Genomic DNA, 20,604 nt, shown 5'->3' on the forward strand with positions numbered 1-20,604 from the left:
AATACGGTCTACGTCCGCTTCGCGCTCATCAGTTCTGCCTTATTGGCTTTGCTTTTGTTTTCTACTAACCTGAATCCCTGGGAAGCGGCGTCATTCAGTTTTTCGCTTTTCGCGTTGCTCCTGTTTCTTTATGAGTTAGGGCGTAGCATTGCCATTCGCGAACTAATTGTACTGATCTGTTGGATGACCATTGTTTTTTCTCCGGTAATGGCGTTTCAGATACATCCTGAAGATATGTTATTATCGTCGGAAGAGTATCTGAGTTATGCCTTACCGGCCACTCTGGCATTTAGTACTGGCTTGTTACTACGCCTTCATTCAGTAACACCCCATAAAGACCTACTCGAACAGTTGGGTGAGTACCTGACTGACAAGCAAAAAGCGGTTCCAGTCCTGCTTGCGCTGGGCGTTATCGGCAGCGTTTTATTCGACTACATGCCTGTAGAAATAAAAGCTGTCGTTTATTTATTTGCAGCCTGCTTATACACCGCTGTACTCTACAGCCATTACACAGGCGGAAAACTAAAAACCATCTCGCTGGTCATAGCCATCGGCGTTTTGGTGTACAATACGGTGCGCGAAGGCATGTTTGGCACCCTGCTTTATTTTGTCACCCTCTACTTCTGTATCGTACTTGTAAGTCGCAAAAACGGGATTTTTTTTGGCTACAAACTGGGGCTTCTCGCACTGGGCGGGCTATTTGTCCTTGTGGTTCAATCTATCAAAATGGAGTACCGCATGAAAACGTGGGGTACGTCATTCACAGAACGGCGTGCCGACCCATCTTTACTGCTTGATTTGACCGTTAACCGGCTTAGCAATACAGATTTTTTGTTCGGCAGCGACCACCTTTATTCAACTTATAACCGCATGAATCAGGGCCGGCTAATTTCAGAAACCATGAATTACGTACCGCGCGTTGTACCGCATGCCAACGGAGAAATTTTGCTCTATTTTGTGTATCCGTTTATTCCCCGATTTATCTGGAATGGCAAGCCAATAACAGGCGGTGCTTCTAATATTGAGCGCTTTACACGGTTTATTCATTCCAGCACAAGTAGCTCCAATATTTCGCCCTTCGGCGAAGCCTACGTCAACTTTGGTCGGGTTGGCGGGATTCTATTTATGTTTTTCTTTGGCTTACTATTTAATTTTTGTTTTCACAAAATCTGTAGGCTCGCCGAAAAAAAACCATCCATCTTATTGTGGCTACCTTGTTTGTTCGTTGGATGCCTTACTCTTGAAACCGATGTGCTTACCATTTGGGGAAGTTTTGCGACGATGGCTACGTTTATTTTTATCTTCTGGAATACAACTAAACGGCTCTCTATTCAACTCTAGTATCAACTCAGTTAATTGCTTTCTAAACACACCATTTCCTTAACCGATTCAGCATGAGTGACCAATCAATTCCGCTGCTGATTATCAACTCACACCCCATTCAATATTTTGCGCCGCTCTATCGGCATTTAGCAGCTGACCCTGCCTTTTCTGTAACTGTATTGTACGGCTCCAGACACGGTCTTTCGGGGGAGACAGACAAACAATTTGGGCAGGCTGTACAATGGAATATTCCGTTGCTGGATGGGTATACACACAAATTTTTATCGAACCAGTCACCTTCTCCATCAATTTACGGATTCTGGGGCCTGTTGAATCTATCTGTACTACTGCACATATGGCGAGCACCCAGAAAAAGCATTGTCATTGTGCACGGCTGGGCTTACGCGCTCTGCTGGATCGCAATCAGCTTTGCCAGACTATCTGGCCACACGGTCTGTCTGCGCGGCGAAAGCCCTCAGAAACTGGAACAGCGCAAATCGGGCTGGCGCCAACAACTGCGGAAACGCCTGTTGAGCCGTGGTTTATTTCCGTTAATCAATTATTTCCTCTATATCGGGCAGCAGAATAGGCTGTTTTATCAGGGAATGGGCGTGAAGTCAGCTAAGCTACTTTTCTGTCCGTACGCGGTCGACAACGATCGGTTTCAACACTACGTAGCGTCATTGGCAACGTCTAAGAGCGACATACGTACCCGGTTGAAGCTCCCGGCCGACGGCCTGGTGATTCTGTCGGCAGGGAAGTATATCGCCAAGAAACGGCCAATGGACTTGTTGCGGGCCTTCGCCAGCCTTCACCGGCCCAACATTACGCTTGTACTAGTTGGCGACGGATACCTCCGGGCTGAACTGACACAGTACATTCATGAGCAGGCACTCAAGTCGGTCTTTCTAACGGGCTTTATCAATCAGGCGGAGATTGGCGCCTACTACGCGGCTGCCGATCTCTATGTAATGTGCTCGACAGAGGAAGAAACCTGGGGGCTGTCGACCAACGAAGCTATGAACTTTCGGTTGCCGCTTGTGCTCTCCGACGCCATTGGCTGCGCGGCAGATCTGGTTCGCGAAGGCATAAACGGATATAGCTATCCATGCGGCGATATTGAGCAGCTTACTGACCGGCTTTCGCGGATACTAGCGATGACCGCCGCCGAGCGACAACAGATGGGAGATGCTTCGCTAGCGCTTATAAACCAGTATAGTTATCACCAGACTGGCGAATCGTTAAAATCAGCTTTCCGCACCTTATCATGACCATTTGTATTGTAGGTAACAGCAGCGAAACGGCCCTGGAACAGTCGTACAAACGGGCGTTCGAAGCATTGGGGCACGCGGTGTCTATCTACGATATCGAAAAACGCGCCGGCGATTTCGTTCGGTTTGGGCGGCTGGGCCTGGTCTTCAACCAGTACATCACCGTTGAGGCGTGGCGGCAAAAACTGAACCGTGACCTTGCCCTTAGTCTGCGTACCGCCCAACCCGATCTGGTGCTGGTAGTTGGTAACGCCCGCATTACCTTCAGCACCCTGGCCTTTGTTAAATCAGTACACGCCTGCTTGTTTGTGCTGCTATGGCCCGACCCGCTCACGAGCCTACAGTCACACGTACGGGAATCGGCAGCGCTCTACGACTGCGTGGCAACGTATAGCCAGGCATCTGTACCCATGTTTAGGCGGCTGGGTTTCACCAATCCGCATTGGGTACCGCTGGCGGCCGACCCCTCGCTGCATGGCTACCAACCGACCGGTGATGAGTTCAGGTATGATTTTTCATTTGTGGGCGACTGGCGCCCCGAGCGCGAGCGGGCGCTTGCAGTGCTGGCAACGCAGTTTTCCGAGCGCAAGCTGGGCATCTGGGGCACAAACTGGCAACGCAGCAAAAGCCCGGCCCTTAAGCCTCATCTGCACCTGACTCCGCTACGGGGTCGCGACTGCGCCAGACTGTTTGGCCAGAGCCGACTTAACCTGAATCTCATTGATGCGACTGGTTACCCCGCCGCGAACATGCGTTTTTTCGAAATATTGATTGCGCGTGGGCTTCAGGTTGTGAGTGCCTGCCCCGAGATGGCCGATACCTTCCTGCCCGATGAACACGCCCTTTACTTCGATACCGACGAAAGCCTGTGCGTGGTTGTCGACAACGCCCTGCGTACCCCTACCCTGATGGCCGAAATTCGACAACGAGGCTATGAACGGGTGCAGCAAGGACACACGTACCTGCATCGCGCCGAACAACTGCTATCGCTCCTTTTCTGATCCCTCCTATTCACCCGTAATTCCGTGACGTTCGCTCCTGCCTGGTCCCGTTTGTCTGCTGCTGTCAGCTCTATCTGGCAGCGTACTGCCGCTTTGTGGTGGGCCCAGGGAATCAGTGCGGCAACGGGCGTGGCATATGGCAAAGTAACAGCGCTGTTTATTACCCCCGCTACCCTAGGCGCGTTCAATTTGCAACTGGCTACAACAATGCTGCTTCATGGCATCGTTGTGTCGCCAACTATACAGACCTACATGTCTGCCCTGCAGCAGTATGATCCGACCGTGGCCCGCCGGTTCTATATAAAGATGCTTGCAGTTATCTACGCTGTTTCGCTGGCGGGTACACTCCTCTATGCCGCCACGCATCAATGGCTGGCTGTAGGCCTTTTGATGTGGCTCGTCACTTGCCTACAGGGTATGTACCTGATGAACAGCAGCTATTTTACAGCCTACGGGTACATAAATAGGCTGGCCCTGATTCAAGCGCTAAACCCTGCCATCAACCTACTCTTGCTGGTTGCGCTCATCAGCACCGGACAGCCCGTTACCACCACCGCACTTTGGGGCTGCGCCATCCTGCTAAACGGCACACTCTGGCTTGTCAGCGCTTATTATAGGCGCCGGCTGGCTAGCGAACCGGTAGTTACCAGCTCAGTGACCGTCCGTCCGGCGAGCATTCATTTTCGCCGGTATGCTACGCCGCTCTTCGCACAGGCGATTTTTGCCTGGCTCATCAATTACGTAGATAAGTACATCATCAGTCTGCTGCTGACCCAGGCTGCAGTTGGTTACTATTCTGCCGGGTACAGTATGGGGTCGCGGCTGATGATTTTGACGGGCCCGTTTGTCACTCAACTGACGATGCGCTTGTATGCGCTTCGGCGAACCAGTCAGTCGCCCGCTGTCGCTACGGCCGACCTCAAAAAAAGCCTTTGCTTTGTCTGGTTGCTGGGTGGCAGTGCTGCGCTTGTTCTATTCTGCTTTCAGGAGCCGATCGGCAACCTGTTTCTGTCGGGTACGTATCGCCCTTCATTTGCCATTGTACCACTCATTGCCACGGCCTACCTGTTTCTGTCGAGCACACAGCTTGTTGAATCGACGTTTTTTGCCTTCGAAAAAACGAAGTACGTTCTGCTAAACTCAATTGGCACGGCAACAATCAACCTGGGTTTAAATTTTCTGCTGCTGCCTCGGTTTGGTACCGCCGGTGCAGCCTACGCTATGGTACTCAGCATGGCTTTCCAGTTTATGGTCGCTCTTATCCTATATAAACGGGTACTTACTGCATGAAACTAACGTACCTATTTCGCAAGCGGGGCGCAGGGTACAGCATAGAAGGCTTATTTAGCCAGCTAGCTGGTCATTTACGAGCCAAAACAGTACACACCATTACCGAAGCCCATGCGCCCCGAATGGAACTGAGCCTGTCGTGCCTGTATGAAAACCTCCGGTTTGCTGCCCGCCAGCCAGCGTCAGATTTATACCATATTACCGGCGATGTACACTACCTGATGCTGGCCCTGCCGTCGGCTCGTACCATACTGACGATCCACGACTGCGTATCGCTCAACCGACAGCGCGAAGCAGGTAATCCGATTCGATTCAGTGTATTATGGCTACTCTATTATTTTTTGCCAATGCGTCGGGCCCGGTATATCACCACTGTTTCAGAGAAATCAAAACAAGAGATACTGCATTACATGGGGGCTGCGCTAGCCAGCAAAGTCACCGTTATTCCGAACCACTACAATCCGCGGTTCAAGGCATCTCCGAAGCTTTTCAACGCACAAAAGCCGTCCATACTACAGATTGGTACGGCGGCTCACAAAAACCTCCCCCGCCTGATTGAAGCGCTGACCGGACTGAGCTGTACACTCACGATTGTGGGTACGCTGTCGCCCGGTCAGGAAGAACAGCTTCGAGCGTCGGGAATTGAGTACACGCAAAAGGACTGCCTTTCTGAGGCAGAGATGGCGGCCGAATACCTTAGCTGCGATGTTGTGGCCTTTACCTCTACCTATGAGGGATTTGGCATGCCCATTATTGAAGCCAATGCCATTGGACGGCCGGTGCTTACATCGGCTCTGTCGCCGTTGAGCGAAGTAGCCGGGCAGGCAGCCTGTCTGGTCGATCCATTTTCGGTCGACTCAATTCGGCAGGGACTGCTTCGAATTCTAACCGATGGTCTGTACCGCGAGCAGTTGTTACGGGCGGGGTACGCAAACGCCAGCCGATACACAATTGATCAGGTAGCTACGCAGTACAGTACACTCTACAACCAGATTCTAGCCACATAGCCGATCATGCATATACTTTATCCTATCGGTACGTTTTATCCGGCTCAGTCGGGCGGGCCAAGCAATTCGGTCTACTGGCTGGCAAAAGCAATGGTGCGCGAAGGAGTCAGGGTGACGGTTGTTGCGACAGCCACCGATCAGCCCGGCAGCACACCACGGCACTGCTGGGTTAGCTCTGACGCCGGTAGGGTCAGGTACGTACCCAGCCGATTCCACAACCTGCCCCTGGGCGCAATCCAGCAAGCCTGGCGCCTGTTCCCCACCGCCGACATTGTGCATTTAACCAGCCTATTCTATCCGCTATCACTCGTTTTAGGTCTGCTGGCAATCTGGCAGCGTAAGGTCGTCGTCTGGTCGCCCCGAGGCGAACTGGCCCCAGCGGCACTTGCTACCCGACCCATACTGAAACGAGCCGTGCTCCACCTGCTCGCCAGGGTTACGCAGGCGGTTACGTTCCACACCACATCGCCCGACGAAACGAAACAGGTACAAGCCTGCTTCGGCACAACAGCCCGACTGATTGAGTTACCCAACTACATAGACCTCCCCCCCCGCGTTGCCCCGCCAGACACCGGGCAACCAACTCCCTACCTGCTCTACCTGGGCCGGCTGCATCCTATAAAAGCCCTCGATCGGTTACTCGATGCGCTGGCCCTATCGCCTGTTTTCGGGCGGGGGCCGTGGCAACTCCGGCTGGTGGGTGCCGACACAGAGGGCTATGGTTCCCTCCTTCGCCAACAAGCTACCGACCTGGGGCTGGCCGATCGGGTTTCTTTCGAAGCGCCCGTTTCGGGCGAGGCCAAACAGACCTTGCTGGCAGGAGCCTATGCACTGATACTGCCCTCGCATACCGAAAATTTTGGCAATGTGGTGGTCGAAGCTCTGGCGCAGGGAACACCGGTAATAGCCTCGACCGGCACACCCTGGGCCATTCTTCCGGCCAACGAGGCAGGCTTCTGGGTACCTAACCACCCAACCGAGTTGGCTCGTGCCTTGGATACATCTTTGTCTTTACCGGCCGCTACCTACGGTCGATACCGCCAGCAGGCGAGTGCGCTGGCCCGCCAGCAGTTTGATAGCACCACCAATAGCTACCGGTGGCTAAGTACCTATCAGGCATTGACAACCAATACCTTATCATCGCAACTATGTGCGGAATAGCGGGGCTTATTACACGACCAGAATCGCCAGCCAACCCGGAACTGGTTCGGTTTATGACCACCCAGCTACAGCATCGGGGCCCTGATTTTGAGGGTATCTGGGCTGAAGAGCAGGTGGCGCTGGGACATCGGCGGCTATCGATCATCGACCTTACGTCGGGAGCCAATCAGCCGCTATTAGCGAGTAATCAGCGGTACGTTATTACATTCAACGGTGAGATTTATAACTACCTGTCGCTCAAAGCACAACTGACCGGCTATTCATTTCAGACAAATTCAGACACCGAAGTTATTCTGGCGGCCTACGAGCGGTGGGGCACCGCCTGCTTACAACACCTGAACGGTATGTTTGCCTTTGCCATCTGGGACCGGCACACGAAACAACTTTTTGCCGCCCGCGACCGACTCGGCAAAAAGCCATTCTACTATTACCAGACAAATGACGTATTTGTGTTTGCCTCGGAGGTACGGGCGCTGCTGAGCACCGGGCTGGTGCCACGTCGGTTAAATACCAGCGTACTGCCTCACTACCTCATGTACCAAACCGTGGGACCACCCTATACCCTGGTGGCTGGCATAAGGCAGTTGCCTCCCGGCCATTTTGGGCTGCTGGCCGCACATCAATGGGCAGAAACCTGCTACTGGACTCCCACCGAACTTACAGCGGCTGATCCGGCCCTGCTACACAACCAGACTTCCATTCAAAAACAGGTACGTCACCTCTTGCAGGAATCGGTAGCGCGGCGGTTAATCAGTGATGTACCAATCGGAGCGTTCTTATCGGGGGGGGTAGATTCGAGTGCGGTGGTGGCTCTGATGGCCGAACAGAGCGAACAGCCGATTAATACGTTCACCGTTACCTTTCGGGAGTCGGAGTTCGACGAGTCGGTGCATGCCCGGGCCATTGCCCGCCGGTTCAACACCAGGCATACCGAATTGCCATTGTCGGCCAGTCAGCTACTGGACGAATTACCCAGTATTCTGGCCAGTATGGACCAGCCCAGCGGCGATGGGCCTAATACCTACATGGTTTCGAAGCTGGCCAAAGCGGCAGGCATTACCGTAGCACTAAGCGGTTTGGGCGGCGACGAAGTGTTTGCAGGGTACTCTACGTTCAAACGGTACGCCCGGTTAAGGCAACTAAACTGGCTCTGGAAGCTCCCCACGGCCGTTCGACACCAGCTACTTTTCTGGGCCTTGCCGGGCGCCAACCCGCAAAAGTTAGCCAGCCTTGTTTCGCTCCCCTCCCTCGACCCGGCGTACCTGTTTCCATTATTACGACAATCGACTTCGGCGCCAATCGCCAACCAGCTCTTAGGTACGCCCCTGGCGCAACATTCGTTTGCTCAGTTGCCACAGCCTGGTCAAAGGCCACTGGCACCACTGAGTCAGCTAACCGTAAACGAACTCCTGACTTATACCGAGCCGCTGCTCCTGCGCGACTACGATCAGATGAGCATGGCCCATGCGCTGGAGTTGCGCGTACCCCTGCTCGATTATACACTCATTGAGTTTTTACTTCAGGTTCCCGATCACTACAAGCAAACGAACGTACCCAAGCAACTTCTTCTCGACGCCCTGCAGCCTTTGTTGCCCGGCCAATTAGCCAAGCGCTCCCGAATGGGCTTCAGCTTTCCCTGGGCACAGTGGATGCGACAGGACCTGCGGGCATTTTGTACCGAACGAATCCAACGGCTTAGCCAGCGGGGCCTCTTCGACACTGCGACCCTACAAACGCATTACCAGCACTTTTTGCGGGGCGAACCGGGTACCAGTTGGAATCAGATCTGGCTGCTGGTCGTACTCGACGACTGGCTCGACCGCAACGACATCGACGTGTAAGCGATTTCTGAACTACCCCCGTGTCCCATTCATCCCGTCATTTATTCGCGCATGCTGCCGATCACCGTTCTGATTCTAACCCTTAACGAAGAAGTCAACCTCCCGCATTGCCTGCAAAGCCTCTCGGGTTGGGCCGCGGCCGTATTTGTGCTCGATTCGGGCTCAACAGACCGCACCACAGAACTGGCAGCAGCAAGGGGCGCCACCGTGTTTCACCGCCCGTTCGATCAGTACGCCGCCCAACGTCATTACGCTGTTCACGCGCTGCCGATTACAACCGACTGGGTGCTATTTCTAGACGCCGACGAATACGCCACCGATGCCCTCAAAGAACAGATCAGCCTGGTGGTAAGACAACCCACCGCGCATAACGGCTTTTTTATTCCCTTTCGGTTTATCTTTATGAACCGTTGGATACGGCATGGCGGCTACTACCCAACCTATATACTCCGACTTTTCCGACGGTCGGCGGTGCAGCGTATCGACCGCGAGATGGACGAGCAGATTACCGTGAGTGGCACTACCGGCTACCTCAACGAACCTTTCGTACATCATGATCGGAAGTCGGTCCGGTTCTGGTACGAAAAGCATGCGCGCTACACGCAGTTTCAGGTCGCTGATCTGCTGAAATCAGCGCGTCAAAAAACCCTGCGCTGGGCCGATGCCCACACCCAGCGCGACCGCAAACGGTGGGTAAAAGAGCATGTCTGGGGCCACGTTCCTGTACTTTTACGCCCTTTTCTTTATTTTTTCTACCGCTATGTGCTGCTGCTTGGCTTTCTGGATGGTAGGGCCGGATTTATCTACCATTTCAGCCACGCCTGTCTGTACCAGTTTATGATAGCCACTGTTTACATTGAAGCCTCTTCCCGACCTCCTTCCCGATGAACGCCGTTGACTTCCATTCCGATATTGCCAGCGCGTTTGGCAACCGGTATCAACAATCGGCCGACTTTCGGGAACGCTTCGCCGTCTGGACATCGCTGTTCGACATCTATGTTCTACCCGGCGCGCACGTGCTCGACGCGGGTTGTGGCACAGGCGTATTCAGCCGGTATCTAGCCAGCCGGCAGTGTAGAGTGCTGGGTATCGACGGATCGGCAGAAATGATTCGGCTATGCCAGCAGCAGTCAACCGTTCCGGCGGCTACCTTCAGGGTAGCGATACTGCCCCTGACCGAAGTCCCGGCAGAAGCCCCGTTCGACGTCATTGTTTCATCGAGCGTGCTGGAATACGTACCTGATCTAACCCAGACGCTCCAGACTTTTGACCAGTTTCTGCGTCCTGGTGGCTATCTAATGCTGTCTTTACCCAACCGCCGCTCCATATATCGTCGGCTAGAGCGCCTCGCTTATACCCTCATCGGCCGACCGCCTTACCTAAAGCATGTGGTACAGTATGCCACACCCGGGTCTGTTGCTACTCAATTGCCAGCCGGTGCCTACCAGTTGCTTACCCAGCAATCATTCGGCGGTACCAACACCATGGCCCGCCTGCTACGCAACTGCTTACCGGCTACGTATGCTGACACTCTTTTTGTGGTTGTTTTTCAGAAGAAATGAAGATTTTAAGCATCGTCGGAGCCAGACCCAACTTTATGAAAGTGGCACCGCTTCACCGCGCCTTCAGTAAACAACAGGGCGTGAAGTCGAAGATTGTACATACCGGCCAGCACTACGATACCCGAATGAGCGGTGTCTTTTTCGACCAGTTGGGACTGCCAATCCCCCACCATTACCTGGGTGTTACTACAGGCACACAAACGCAGCAGACCGCCGACATACTGGTCAAATTCGAGGCTGTGATTCAGGTAGAACAACCTGATTGGGTAGTCGTGGTAGGCGATGTCACAAGCACGCTCGCCTGCGCGCTGGTGGCCGTGCGTATGGGCGTTCGGGTAGCCCACGTGGAAGCAGGGCTGCGCTCAGGCGACCGGAGCATGCCCGAGGAGATCAACCGGATACTGACCGACAATCTCGCTGATCTCTTGTTTGTTACCGAACAGGCAGGTCTCGACAACCTTCAGCGCGAAGGCATCGACAGTCGCAAAGTCCGGTTTGTAGGCAACGTGATGATCGACTCGCTGGTACACTATCGGGCAAAAGCCAGCCAGCAGGATACGGTGGGTACGCTGGGGCTACTACCGGGCGGCTATGTACTGCTCACAATGCATCGACCTTCTAACGTCGACTCTGCCAGCGGCCTCCAGGCGATTGCGCAAATTGCGCTCGACGCCGCTCAACACAGCCCTGTTGTCTTTCCAGTCCACCCACGTACCCGCGCCAACCTGATTCGCTATGGGCTACTCGATCAACTGGCCGACCAGCCAGCCATACGGCTGCTCGAACCGCAGGGCTATCTGGAGTTTTTAAATCTGATGGAGCATGCGCAGGCGGTTGTGACCGATTCAGGCGGCATTCAGGAAGAGACAACATACTTGCAAGTACCGTGTCTAACCCTCCGGACCAGCACCGAACGCCCCTGCACCGTTACTCTAGGTACCAACTTGCTACTCCCCGACTTGAACCCGGCGACGGTGCAGACCCATCTGGCAGCTATTCGCACTGGAACGGCTAAAAAAGGCACCCTTCCCCCCTTATGGGACGGTTACGCTGCCGAGCGGATTGCCGCCATTCTGGCTGTAGACCAGTGAATTCTGACACAACACTCGCCTGCTAATTAATTCGTTCTTCGCAATTACCACGCTGTACCACACCACCGTCTCCACCACCTACGCATGTACCAGCTTATACAACATCTAACATCGGGCAAAACTGAACTGGTCACTGTGGCCGCCCCTCAGGTACGTGCCGGATATGTCCTGATACGTACCCGGCGTACGTTGGTATCGGTTGGAACAGAGCGTATGCTGGTGGATTTTGGCAAAGCAAGCCTGTTGGGCAAGGTCAGGCAGCAGCCGGAGCGGGTAAAGCAGGTAATCGAAAAGATTCAGTCTGACGGGCTCCTCCCAACGCTGGAAGCCGTTTTCCGGAAGCTCGACCAGCCGCTTCCGCTTGGGTATTGCCACGTTGGCGAGGTTATCGCCGTGGGGGCCGACGTGACCGATATGGCCATTGGCGACCGCGTAGCGTCGAACGGGCACCATGCCGAGGTGGTCTGTGTACCGCGCAATCTGGTGGCTAAAATTCCGACCTCAGTGACTGACGATCAGGCCACCTTTACCGTCATTGGTGCAGTGGGTTTACAGGGGATCAGGCTCCTGAACCCAACCCTGGGGGAAACAGTGGTTGTAGTAGGTCTGGGGCTGGTTGGATTGCTGACCGCTCAACTGCTCCGCCTGAACGGGTGCCGCGTAATTGGCCTAGACCCCGATGAACACAAACTGACACTCGCCCGAACCGTTGGGATAGAAACCCTAAACCCATCGCATACCGATGTGATAAAAGCGGTTATGACACTAACAGGTGGGGTTGGAGCCGATGGCGTTGTAATTACGGCCTCAACAAAGTCAACTACTACACGCACCGACGAGATTATGACCCAATCGGCCCGGATGAGCCGCAAACGAGGGCGTATTGTGCTGATCGGCGTGGTTAACCTTCACCTGAATCGGGCCGACTTTTTCGAGAAGGAGCTTTCTTTTCAGGTATCGTGCTCGTATGGGCCCGGTCGATACGATTCGGCCTATGAACAAGCTGGCCTCGATTACCCCCTGCCCTTCGTGCGCTGGACCGAGAATCGAAACTTCCAGACTATTCTTCAACTCCTGAGCACCGGGCAGTTGCAGGTTGCCCCCCTGATTTCGCAGATTGTACCCCTGACCGACTACCAGCAGATTTACGGACAACTGGGCGCGTCGGGTAGTCATACCATTGCCTCAATCCTGAGCTATCCCGACACGCCCGAGGCCACAGCTCGGCTGGGTACGTCGATTACGCTACGTGAGAGAGCCACGATAGTTCCCTCGGCGGGGGTTGTGGGGCTTATCGGTGCAGGTAGTTTCGCCGGGGCTACGGTGTTACCCGCACTCAGGAAAGCCGGAGCGACGCTACATACCATTGCCAGTGCCAACGGCATGAGCGGCACACTACTCGCTAAAAAATACGGCATTCCTCATAGTACAACCCGCTACCAAACCCTACTCGACGAGCCTGCCATTGACCTCTGCGTGATAACGACCCGCCACAACAGCCACGCCAGACTGGTGATTGAGGCACTGCAGGCGGGTAAACACGTGTTTGTTGAAAAGCCACTCGCTATCTATGAGGATGAGTTGGCCGCGATCATTACCGCTGCCAGTAAGGCCAGCGACCGGTTACTGACTGTGGGCTTTAACCGACGCTTCTCGCCAACCGCTCGTAAAGCCAAATCGTTGCTGGGTGGTGACACCAGTGGTGCGGTACCCATGGCCATTGTTGCTACCATAAACGCCGGGGCCATTCCTGCCAATGCCTGGGTGCACGACCGGGCGGTGGGTGGTGGTCGGATTCTGGGTGAAGCCTGTCACCATATCGATTTACTAACGTACCTGACCGGCAGCCGCGTAACGGCCGTTTGCCTGAACGCTATGGGCCAAGCACCGTCTGAGACAACCGATTCGGCCAGCATGCTGCTACGCTATGAAAACGGCTCTACCGGCGTTATAAACTATTTCGCTAATGGTAGTAAGGCATACGCAAAGGAGCGCATAGAAATTTACTCACAAGAGCGGACCCTCATCCTTGATAATTTTAGTTCATTGACCGGCTATGGATTTCGGGGATTTTCAAGTTTTTCAGGCAAACAGGACAAAGGGCACGCCGAGCAGTTTAGCCAGTTAATAAGCTATTTACGCACTGGCCAAGGCCTTATTATTCCATTTTCAGACATCATAAACACGACTGCTACCGCACTTGCTGCCCTGCGTAGTTTGCAAGAAAATAACTGGGTACTTCTCGTTTAATAAATTCAACCTGTATAGCTCCTTGTATACTGGCAAGTTACATGCAAAGGATGTAACATTGGGTACTATTCCACCGAAGCGACTGGCTACCCTTGACATCTACAGGTTTATACTGGCGAACCTTACGTTATCTGAAACCACAACAACTGGTTTACCAGGTATGGAACAGGCTACGCAGTCAGCCGCGCCTGCAACCAGTCACGTTACGCCTAGTCCCAACCGGACCGACTCTCTCGTTCCCCGTGTCGTTTACCTGCCTGAACCAGTCAGTTACTTTTACTAATCAGATCGACTGGAACTATGCCCGGTTTGGTAAACTCTGGACTTATACTCTGACTTATTTCGACTGGCTTGATTCCCGGGTAGACGGCCTGGCGCTCATTCATGATTTTATTCGACAGACAGCCACCATTCGTGATGGGTTTGAGCCTTACCCAACCTCGTTACGCCTACTGAATTGGCGGGCTTTTATTCGGAGAAACGGTATACATGACCCACTGATCGAGCAGCATTTGTACCAGCAAACAGCCCTGTTGCGCACTCGTCTGGAATACCACCTTGGCGGTAACCACCTGCTCGAAAATGCCTGTGCGCTCACTGTTATGGCTATTCATTTCCGCCACCGACCCTGGTTTACCGTTGGCGCAGCCTTGTTGCGGGCTCAACTCGCCGAGCAAATTCTGACTGATGGAGGCCACTACGAACGCAGCCCGGTGTATCATCAACTGCTGACTGACCGCCTGCTGACTGTGTACGAGACGCTACAAGCCGATACGTGGAGCAACGATCCTGACCTGGGCGGGTACGTACAGGAAAAAGTTGCCGCCATGCTGAACTGGCTGGTGACAGTTACGTTCCGTGATGGGTCGGTACCTATGGTCAATGATGCCGCCCATGGCATTGCCCCTACTACAGCTCAACTGCTGGCCAAAGCCCGCCCCCTCAATTTCGTTCCAGCGCCTGTCACGCTGACCGATAGCGGCTACCGGATGCTGACAACCGACAGGCTCGAGTTATTTATCGACGTTGGACCAGTAGGGCCCGATCATCAGCCCGGCCATGCGCATGCCGACACCTTTTCGTTCATCCTGCACGTGGATGGGCAGCCCCTTGTGGTCGACCCGGGTACGTCGACCTATCGGGCTGGCGAGCGGCGGTCGTGGGAACGCAGTACAGCGGCGCACAATACGGTGACCGTGGGAGGGCACAACTCATCGGAGGTCTGGAGCACATTTCGGTTAGGCCGGCGTGCGCGGGTGCAGCTACACACCGATACATCCTCCTGCGTAGAGGCTACCCACACGGGCTATGCTCACCTGACAGAACAGCATACCCGACGCTGGACACTGCACAGCGGCAATACGCTAACTATAACCGACCACCTTTCCCCCGGCAATCAACCGCTGCGAGCCCACCTCTATTTTGCCCATCAGTCTGGCGTAACCGTCGACCAACAGGTCATTCTGGTAGGGCCTGTCACCATCCATTGCACCACAAAAGGCCCACCGCCGATCATTAACCAGGCCAGCTATGATCATTCGCTCGGCTTCAACCATACCGTAGCCGCCCCCTGCGTCTCGCTCGATTTCAGTACCGAATTAACAACCCACTTTTCTACGTAATGATGAACATACTCTTACTTACCTACTATTTCTCGCCTGACCTCAGTGCCGGTTCATTTAGAAACACACCGCTGGCTTATGAACTGGCGCGGCAGCTTGGCGATTCAGGTACTGTTCATGTAGTGACCACACAACCTAACCGGTACCAATCGTTCAAAATCGAAGCTGCCGCCGAAGAACAGCACGATAACCTTCGCATTAGCCGGATCACGGTACCAGCCCATACCAGCGGGTTTGCCGATCAGATTCGCTCCTACGTTTGTTTTTACAGTCAGGCCCTTACCCTGACCCGCGATAATCCATACGATGTAATCGTTGCGTCGTCGTCGCGCCTGTTCTCCGCTTTCTTAGGTGCGCAAGTAGCCAGACGTCGGCAAGTACCGTTGGTGCTCGACATTCGCGATCTGTTCCGAGTGAATATTCTGGAGCTGATAAAAAACCCGGTCGCCCGGCTGGTTCTTTCGCCTACGCTTCGGGCAGTTGAACAATATACCTTTGGGTACGCTAAACACATCAATCTGGTGTCGGATGGCTTCAGCGACTATTTTGCTGATTACGATCAGGCGACCTACAGCCATGTCACCAACGGGATCGACGACTATTTTCTCGATCTACCTGGCTCACCGGCGAGTACCGAGTCACCCCAGCAACGTACTATTCTGTATGCCGGCAATATTGGCGACGGGCAGGGTCTGGAGAAAATTATTCCAGCTACGGCCCGGTTGCTTGGCCCAACCTATCAATTTGTTGTAGTAGGTGATGGCGCTACCAAAAGCAAGCTCGACAAGGCCGTGACCGATGCCGGGCTGAACAACGTCACGATACGGCCGCCCGTAACGCGGGCCGGGCTATTGGCTGAATATGAACGGGCCGATTACCTGTTCCTGCACCTCAATGACCTGACGGCCTTTGAACGGTGCTTACCGTCAAAACTGTTTGAATACGCAGCTACCGACAAGCCCGTCGTGGCTGGAGTGGCGGGCTATGCGGCTAAATTCATCAATAAACACGTACCTAATAGTTTTGTGTTTGCCCCCGGCGATGCGGCAGCACTGGCAACCTACTTGCTTACCACACCCTACGAGACCACCACACGCACGGCGTTTATCAACCAGTTTCGGCGCGAAACGCTCGTCGCTAAATTAGCCAGGCAAATTCTGAAAGCGGCGGGGCCGGTTCGTAAACCAGCACCGCTTTCGGCCATAGAAAGCTACTGATGAACGAGCACGGCACTGACCCGTTGCGGCTCCTTGCGGCGACTTTCCAGAAAAGCTTCAATACGGTTCAGGGCCAGCGTCATCTCGTCGATGTTGGGCAGGCATACGATCCGAAAATGGTCAGGGCTTCTAAAATTGAAGCCTTGTCCAGCTACAACTAACACTTTTTGCTCGACCAGCAGATCGTAAACAAACTCGTTGTCGTCTTTAATATTAAATCGATTCAGATCAATTTTCGGGAATATGTATAGAGCTCCCTTCGGCTTCACACAGGTAATGCCCGGAATGGCCACCATGCGTTCATAGGCCAGCATAATTTGCCGGTAGAGCCTACCCGCCGGGATAACCAGGTCGTGAATACTCTGGTAACCACCCAGCGCCGTTTGGATGGCATACTGCGTAGGTACGTTGGCGCACAGCCGTAGACTGGCTAGCAGGGTTAACCCCTCAATGTATGACTTAGCCTTATGCTTTGCCCCCGTCATGACCAGCCAGCCACCCCGAAAGCCGGCCGCCCGGTAATTCTTCGACAGCCCGTTCATCGTGATACATAGGGTATCATGAACAAAGCGCGCCATCGGGTGATGAACGGCCTCGTCGTAGAGGATTTTGTCGTAGATCTCATCGGCAAACACAATTAGTTGATGCTTTTCAGCAATGCGGGCAATTCCTTCCAGTATCCGTTTGTCATAAACGGCACCCGTAGGATTATTGGGATTGATCAGTACCACGGCCCGGGTACGGTCAGTAATTTTGCTTTCCAGATCAACCAGATCAGGGTTCCAGCCAGCCGCCTCATCGCAACTGTAGTGAACGGGTTTGCCACCACAAAGGGCCACCGATGTTGTCCAAAGCGGATAGTCGGGCGATGGCACCAGCACTTCATCACCCTCATTGATGAGTGCCTGCATCGACAATAAAATGAGTTCACTCACCCCATTGCCAATATAGATATCATTGATGGTAACGCCCGGTAGCCCCAGGTTCTGGGTATAGTGCATCACGGCTTTGCGGGCTGCAAACAGACCACGTGAATCAGCATATCCCTGCGCATTTCGGATGTTCAGGATTACATCATGCACGATCTCATCGGGCGTATCGAAGCCAAATGCTGCTGGATTGCCGATGTTGAGACTAATAATCTTGTAGCCCTGGCTCTCCAGTTCCAGTGACTTTTCATAAACCGGCCCCCGAATGTCGTATTTGAGGTGGGTGAGCCGGTCTGATTTGCGAATTTCCATCTTAAAAAAAAGACATCACTCTCCAGAGCCATGCCTTGGGCGCAAAGGTAACTCTTTTTACAGGTAGCCGGAGCCTGCCAGGCAGCTTATCAACACCCATCAGCGGGCAAACGTAGGCATTCGTAGTGCCTAGTCTTTTCTGATGCTACTGGAGCAGCATTTACCTCCCTGCTTATGCAGGTCACCGTAGCCGGTATGCGATTGCCAATACAACAACAAATTGATTATCAGGCAGTCTACTACGCTTTGTTTCGGGTTAGCACAGGACATGACTGGTAGCTTATCCAATCAAAAAAAAGCCGTTATCAAAAACCACGCCATTAATTTTATCGAGGTGCACAGAATAAGAAAACGGCTGCTATTTAGCCAACTTCTACACCATTTATTTACTGTGTAGGCAATTCTTTCAAGTTGCAGTTCACTGGCCCAATAGTTGCATACGTAGAAGTATGCAATGGAACTCCAACACGACCACATACGTGCCTTCCTGGGAGGTAGCCTCCACACTTCAGGTGCAACAGACTGTTCAAGGTGCTGGCTGGGTACTAACGGTGACCGTACCGCCACTGATTCCAACAACGGCTCAGTAAGCCACCAAAAGCAGGTTTAGAAGCCTACTTTCGAGTTGTTCTCCGTGCGCTCGCCGGAGATTGTTTGTCCTTCTATGTTGAAGATATCAGCCAGCGTCATCGGATCGTTGGTGTGAAAATCACTTCCCAGGCTGGTTAATAGCGCATTGGCCTTGGGAGCCGACAGCTTACCAAACGCATAGTCGACCATTAACCGTCCTTTGCGTAGCAGCGCTTTATCCAACAAACTCTTATTGGCGTTGAACGTAGCGATGATCTGAATATGCAGACAGTCAGCCAGCAGGCCATCGGTCAGATTCAGAATATTCGACACGCTGTTTGTATCGCCACCTGCTTCGCGGGCTTGCAATATCCGCTCGGCATCCTCGATCAACAACACCGAGTCGCGCTGTTCAAGCAGAAAAGGAATCAGGTCAGGTGAAGTCAGGAAGTTAGTCATGTAGGGCGGCAGAATCAGCATGTTCTTCCGCACCTGCGAACTCAGGTACTTGATATAGGTTGTTTTACCAGTACCGGGTTCGCCATGCAGCAGAATCAGCCCTTTGTACTTTGGTCGATTCAGCAACGACACCAGCCGCTCGTGCACCTCTGGGAACCCGTCGTTATAGTACAATTCCAAATCGATCTGCGGCGGCTCAATCTCCACCCGTTCGGTATGCAGACCACCCAGACCACTCTGAATCAGGTAGATATTGGTTTGCTCAGGCTCCTGTTCGGAAATAAGGGTCTCAACTCCTTCGAGCACCGTATGCAACACGGCAGCGTCGCGGTAGAACCCCGAAAAACGGCAATACGAATCCCACATGAACTCACCATTGATCATGATGCCGTTCGGATGTGCATAAATCCGTTCATTCGTCCGTAACCCTTCCCGGGTTAACCGCATCGACTGATTGATGACCGTGAACCCACGCGCCAGCAGCCAGTCATGCAGCTCGATTTTATAATCTTCGTGGGTGAAGAGGTAGTTGGGATATTCCCCGTAGGTCTGAACGAAATGAGCCGCCAGCGGAAACTCACGGTCTAAATCGTGAGTAATGAAGAGGTCCTGAATAACGCGTTGGTTGGGCATACGGGGTTAAAAGTACGAAAATTTGAGCGTATTGGGGTTAGGCGTATACCTAAAAACGAGCTCGTGCATCGTTCGTTGAAAAGCCGTCAGTGGGGCCTCGGGGGCAATGGAATTGTAGAGGTACCCTAACCGAACATTGCCCGACAGCTGATACTCGAGGCTACCCTGCACGTAGCTGAACGTACCGTTGGTGAAGGTATTATTCTGCCGAACCGACACGCCCACGGCCGCCCGGTTGGCGTACCAGACGCGGGCGTTCAGATCAACGGCCATTGGCTCGGAGCCAGCGCGCGACAGCACCACCGACGGAATCACTTTGAAGTCATCGGTGAGATCTAGTTTTCCGCCTGCCTGCACATACACGGGTTGCCGGTACAGAAACCCACCCAGGCCAAACGCTTTGTTATTTAGCTCGGGAGCCGAAACTCCGGCAAAGAATGTGGAGGCGTCATAGTAGATTCCTACACCATAGCTGAGCAGGGCGCTGCTACCACCCAGGTTGGTACCCGTGCCCACGACGGGCAGGATATTGACCCCACCCTGTACGCCAAAAAACAGACGGGCCAGGTTAGGCAACTCAATTTTATACGACAGGTTGGTCGACAGCCCCACGTTGCCGAGTGTACTGTTGCGGTCGTTGAGCACCTGGAAACCTAACCCAACAGGCCCGCTACCAAGCTGACCGTCGGCGGCGAAGGTCTGGGTAATCGGTGTAGCCACCTGCTGCGAGTTCTGGCTTAAAAAACTGAACAGGCGTCCCCGAAAGCCAAGCGTCATGCTAAAATCTTCACGCACCCCCGCAAAAGCCGGGTTGATGGCCATTGGGTTTACCTGATATTGCGAATAGAGAACTTCTTTCTGCGCCAGTACGGGTAACCAACCAACTGATAAACAGGCAAAGAAGAGAATACGGGCAGAGTAGCGCATTGGATTGGAGTTACAACAACTGCAAGTTGTTTCATACGGGCCGTTTTTCCAATCACTGACAGCGGCTCCCACCCGTTCCTGCATTTTCTGGGCGCTGGGTACGTTGAGTAGGCACCTATATGCTGGTGTCACCAATCC

17 protein-coding genes are annotated in these 20,604 nt (G+C 53.6%); 14 read left to right on the forward strand and 3 right to left on the reverse strand.

Translation table 11 applies throughout. From position 1 onward, the window contains the following. Positions 1-183 precede the first annotated feature (183 nt). From F7231_RS21630 to F7231_RS21690, 13 genes are all read left to right on the forward strand, one after another. Positions 184-1,341, forward strand: a complete 1,158-nt coding sequence (locus F7231_RS21630) for a DUF8712 domain-containing protein (RefSeq protein ID WP_166693489.1) — start codon at positions 184-186, stop codon at positions 1,339-1,341. 53 nt (positions 1,342-1,394) lie between these two features. Further along, entirely contained in the window at positions 1,395-2,594 is a 1,200-nt protein-coding gene (locus tag F7231_RS21635) for a glycosyltransferase family 4 protein (RefSeq protein WP_166693490.1), read from the forward strand. Continuing rightward, a complete protein-coding gene (locus tag F7231_RS21640) occupies positions 2,591-3,595 on the forward strand; it encodes a CgeB family protein (protein WP_166693491.1) in 1,005 nt (334 codons plus the stop codon). Before F7231_RS21635 ends, F7231_RS21640 begins: the two co-directional genes overlap by 4 nt. A gap of 24 nt (positions 3,596-3,619) precedes the next feature. Next, positions 3,620-4,885, forward strand: a complete 1,266-nt coding sequence (locus F7231_RS27780; RefSeq protein WP_166693492.1) for an MATE family efflux transporter — start codon at positions 3,620-3,622, stop codon at positions 4,883-4,885. Then, positions 4,882-5,892, forward strand: coding sequence for a glycosyltransferase family 4 protein (locus F7231_RS21650; protein WP_166693493.1), 1,011 nt, complete (start codon positions 4,882-4,884; stop codon positions 5,890-5,892). The genes F7231_RS27780 and F7231_RS21650 overlap by 4 nt, the downstream gene beginning before the upstream one ends. A gap of 6 nt (positions 5,893-5,898) precedes the next feature. After that, positions 5,899-7,053 carry a glycosyltransferase gene (locus F7231_RS21655; protein ID WP_166693494.1) on the forward strand — a complete coding sequence of 385 codons (1,155 nt, stop codon included), beginning with the start codon at positions 5,899-5,901 and terminating at the stop codon, positions 7,051-7,053. After that, complete coding sequence (asnB, locus tag F7231_RS21660; protein ID WP_166693495.1) at positions 7,041-8,894, forward strand: asparagine synthase (glutamine-hydrolyzing); 1,854 nt, start codon at positions 7,041-7,043, stop codon at positions 8,892-8,894. The genes F7231_RS21655 and asnB overlap by 13 nt, the downstream gene beginning before the upstream one ends. A gap of 51 nt (positions 8,895-8,945) precedes the next feature. Further along, the gene (locus F7231_RS21665) at positions 8,946-9,782 is read left to right on the forward strand and encodes a glycosyltransferase family 2 protein (RefSeq protein ID WP_166693496.1); all 837 of its coding nucleotides are present in this window, start codon (positions 8,946-8,948) and stop codon (positions 9,780-9,782) included. Next, entirely contained in the window at positions 9,779-10,456 is a 678-nt protein-coding gene (locus F7231_RS21670; RefSeq protein WP_085412732.1) for a class I SAM-dependent methyltransferase, read from the forward strand. Before F7231_RS21665 ends, F7231_RS21670 begins: the two co-directional genes overlap by 4 nt. Then, complete coding sequence (gene wecB, locus F7231_RS21675; protein WP_166693497.1) at positions 10,453-11,547, forward strand: non-hydrolyzing UDP-N-acetylglucosamine 2-epimerase; 1,095 nt, start codon at positions 10,453-10,455, stop codon at positions 11,545-11,547. The genes F7231_RS21670 and wecB overlap by 4 nt, the downstream gene beginning before the upstream one ends. 84 nt (positions 11,548-11,631) lie before the next feature. After that, complete coding sequence (locus F7231_RS21680; RefSeq protein ID WP_166693498.1) at positions 11,632-13,797, forward strand: bi-domain-containing oxidoreductase; 2,166 nt, start codon at positions 11,632-11,634, stop codon at positions 13,795-13,797. 242 nt (positions 13,798-14,039) lie between these two features. After that, positions 14,040-15,419: a heparinase II/III domain-containing protein gene (locus F7231_RS21685; protein WP_310589371.1), complete on the forward strand. Its 1,380-nt coding sequence runs from the start codon at positions 14,040-14,042 to the stop codon at positions 15,417-15,419. Continuing rightward, complete coding sequence (locus F7231_RS21690) at positions 15,419-16,636, forward strand: glycosyltransferase family 4 protein (protein WP_310589372.1); 1,218 nt, start codon at positions 15,419-15,421, stop codon at positions 16,634-16,636. Before F7231_RS21685 ends, F7231_RS21690 begins: the two co-directional genes overlap by 1 nt. Here the strand turns inward: F7231_RS21690 and F7231_RS21695 are convergent. Then, positions 16,630-17,877 (reverse strand): pyridoxal phosphate-dependent aminotransferase, encoded by a 1,248-nt coding sequence (locus F7231_RS21695; protein WP_085412728.1) that lies wholly within the window; start codon positions 17,875-17,877, stop codon positions 16,630-16,632. The two genes, F7231_RS21690 and F7231_RS21695, sit on opposite strands and share 7 nt — an antisense overlap. Positions 17,878-18,326: 449 nt before the next feature. Here F7231_RS21695 and F7231_RS21700 point away from each other — a divergent pair, with 449 nt between their 5' ends. Further along, positions 18,327-18,467, forward strand: a complete 141-nt coding sequence (locus tag F7231_RS21700; RefSeq protein ID WP_157510616.1) for a hypothetical protein — start codon at positions 18,327-18,329, stop codon at positions 18,465-18,467. Between the two features lie 16 nt (positions 18,468-18,483). Here the strand turns inward: F7231_RS21700 and F7231_RS21705 are convergent, their stop codons facing one another. Both F7231_RS21705 and F7231_RS21710 read right to left on the reverse strand, forming a co-directional pair. Beyond that, positions 18,484-19,539, reverse strand: a complete 1,056-nt coding sequence (locus tag F7231_RS21705; RefSeq protein ID WP_085412727.1) for an AAA family ATPase — start codon at positions 19,537-19,539, stop codon at positions 18,484-18,486. 6 nt (positions 19,540-19,545) lie between these two features. Then, positions 19,546-20,466 carry a PorP/SprF family type IX secretion system membrane protein gene (locus F7231_RS21710; protein ID WP_166693500.1) on the reverse strand — a complete coding sequence of 307 codons (921 nt, stop codon included), beginning with the start codon at positions 20,464-20,466 and terminating at the stop codon, positions 19,546-19,548. Between the last annotated feature and the right edge of the window lie 138 nt (positions 20,467-20,604).

Source organism: Fibrivirga algicola, assembly GCF_011742925.1.
In the GTDB taxonomy this organism is placed as follows: Bacteria; Bacteroidota; Bacteroidia; order Cytophagales; family Spirosomataceae; genus Fibrella; species Fibrella algicola.

Excerpts from the sequence above, each read along its gene's own strand:
- F7231_RS21680 (WP_166693498.1), top strand. The coding sequence starts at position 11,632 with ATGTACCAGCTTATACAACATCTAACATCGGGCAAAACTGAACTGGTC.
- F7231_RS21640 (WP_166693491.1), top strand. The coding sequence starts at position 2,591 with ATGACCATTTGTATTGTAGGTAACAGCAGCGAAACGGCCCTGGAACAG.
- F7231_RS21710 (WP_166693500.1), bottom strand. The coding sequence starts at position 20,466 with ATGCGCTACTCTGCCCGTATTCTCTTCTTTGCCTGTTTATCAGTTGGT.
- F7231_RS21695 (WP_085412728.1), bottom strand. The coding sequence starts at position 17,877 with ATGGAAATTCGCAAATCAGACCGGCTCACCCACCTCAAATACGACATT.
- F7231_RS21700 (WP_157510616.1), top strand. The coding sequence starts at position 18,327 with ATGCAATGGAACTCCAACACGACCACATACGTGCCTTCCTGGGAGGTA.
- F7231_RS21650 (WP_166693493.1), top strand. The coding sequence starts at position 4,882 with ATGAAACTAACGTACCTATTTCGCAAGCGGGGCGCAGGGTACAGCATA.
- wecB (WP_166693497.1), top strand. The coding sequence starts at position 10,453 with ATGAAGATTTTAAGCATCGTCGGAGCCAGACCCAACTTTATGAAAGTG.
- asnB (WP_166693495.1), top strand. The coding sequence starts at position 7,041 with ATGTGCGGAATAGCGGGGCTTATTACACGACCAGAATCGCCAGCCAAC.
- F7231_RS21630 (WP_166693489.1), top strand. The coding sequence starts at position 184 with ATGACCATTGTTTTTTCTCCGGTAATGGCGTTTCAGATACATCCTGAA.
- F7231_RS21690 (WP_310589372.1), top strand. The coding sequence starts at position 15,419 with ATGATGAACATACTCTTACTTACCTACTATTTCTCGCCTGACCTCAGT.
- F7231_RS21655 (WP_166693494.1), top strand. The coding sequence starts at position 5,899 with ATGCATATACTTTATCCTATCGGTACGTTTTATCCGGCTCAGTCGGGC.
- F7231_RS21670 (WP_085412732.1), top strand. The coding sequence starts at position 9,779 with ATGAACGCCGTTGACTTCCATTCCGATATTGCCAGCGCGTTTGGCAAC.
- F7231_RS21705 (WP_085412727.1), bottom strand. The coding sequence starts at position 19,539 with ATGCCCAACCAACGCGTTATTCAGGACCTCTTCATTACTCACGATTTA.
- F7231_RS21665 (WP_166693496.1), top strand. The coding sequence starts at position 8,946 with ATGCTGCCGATCACCGTTCTGATTCTAACCCTTAACGAAGAAGTCAAC.
- F7231_RS21635 (WP_166693490.1), top strand. The coding sequence starts at position 1,395 with ATGAGTGACCAATCAATTCCGCTGCTGATTATCAACTCACACCCCATT.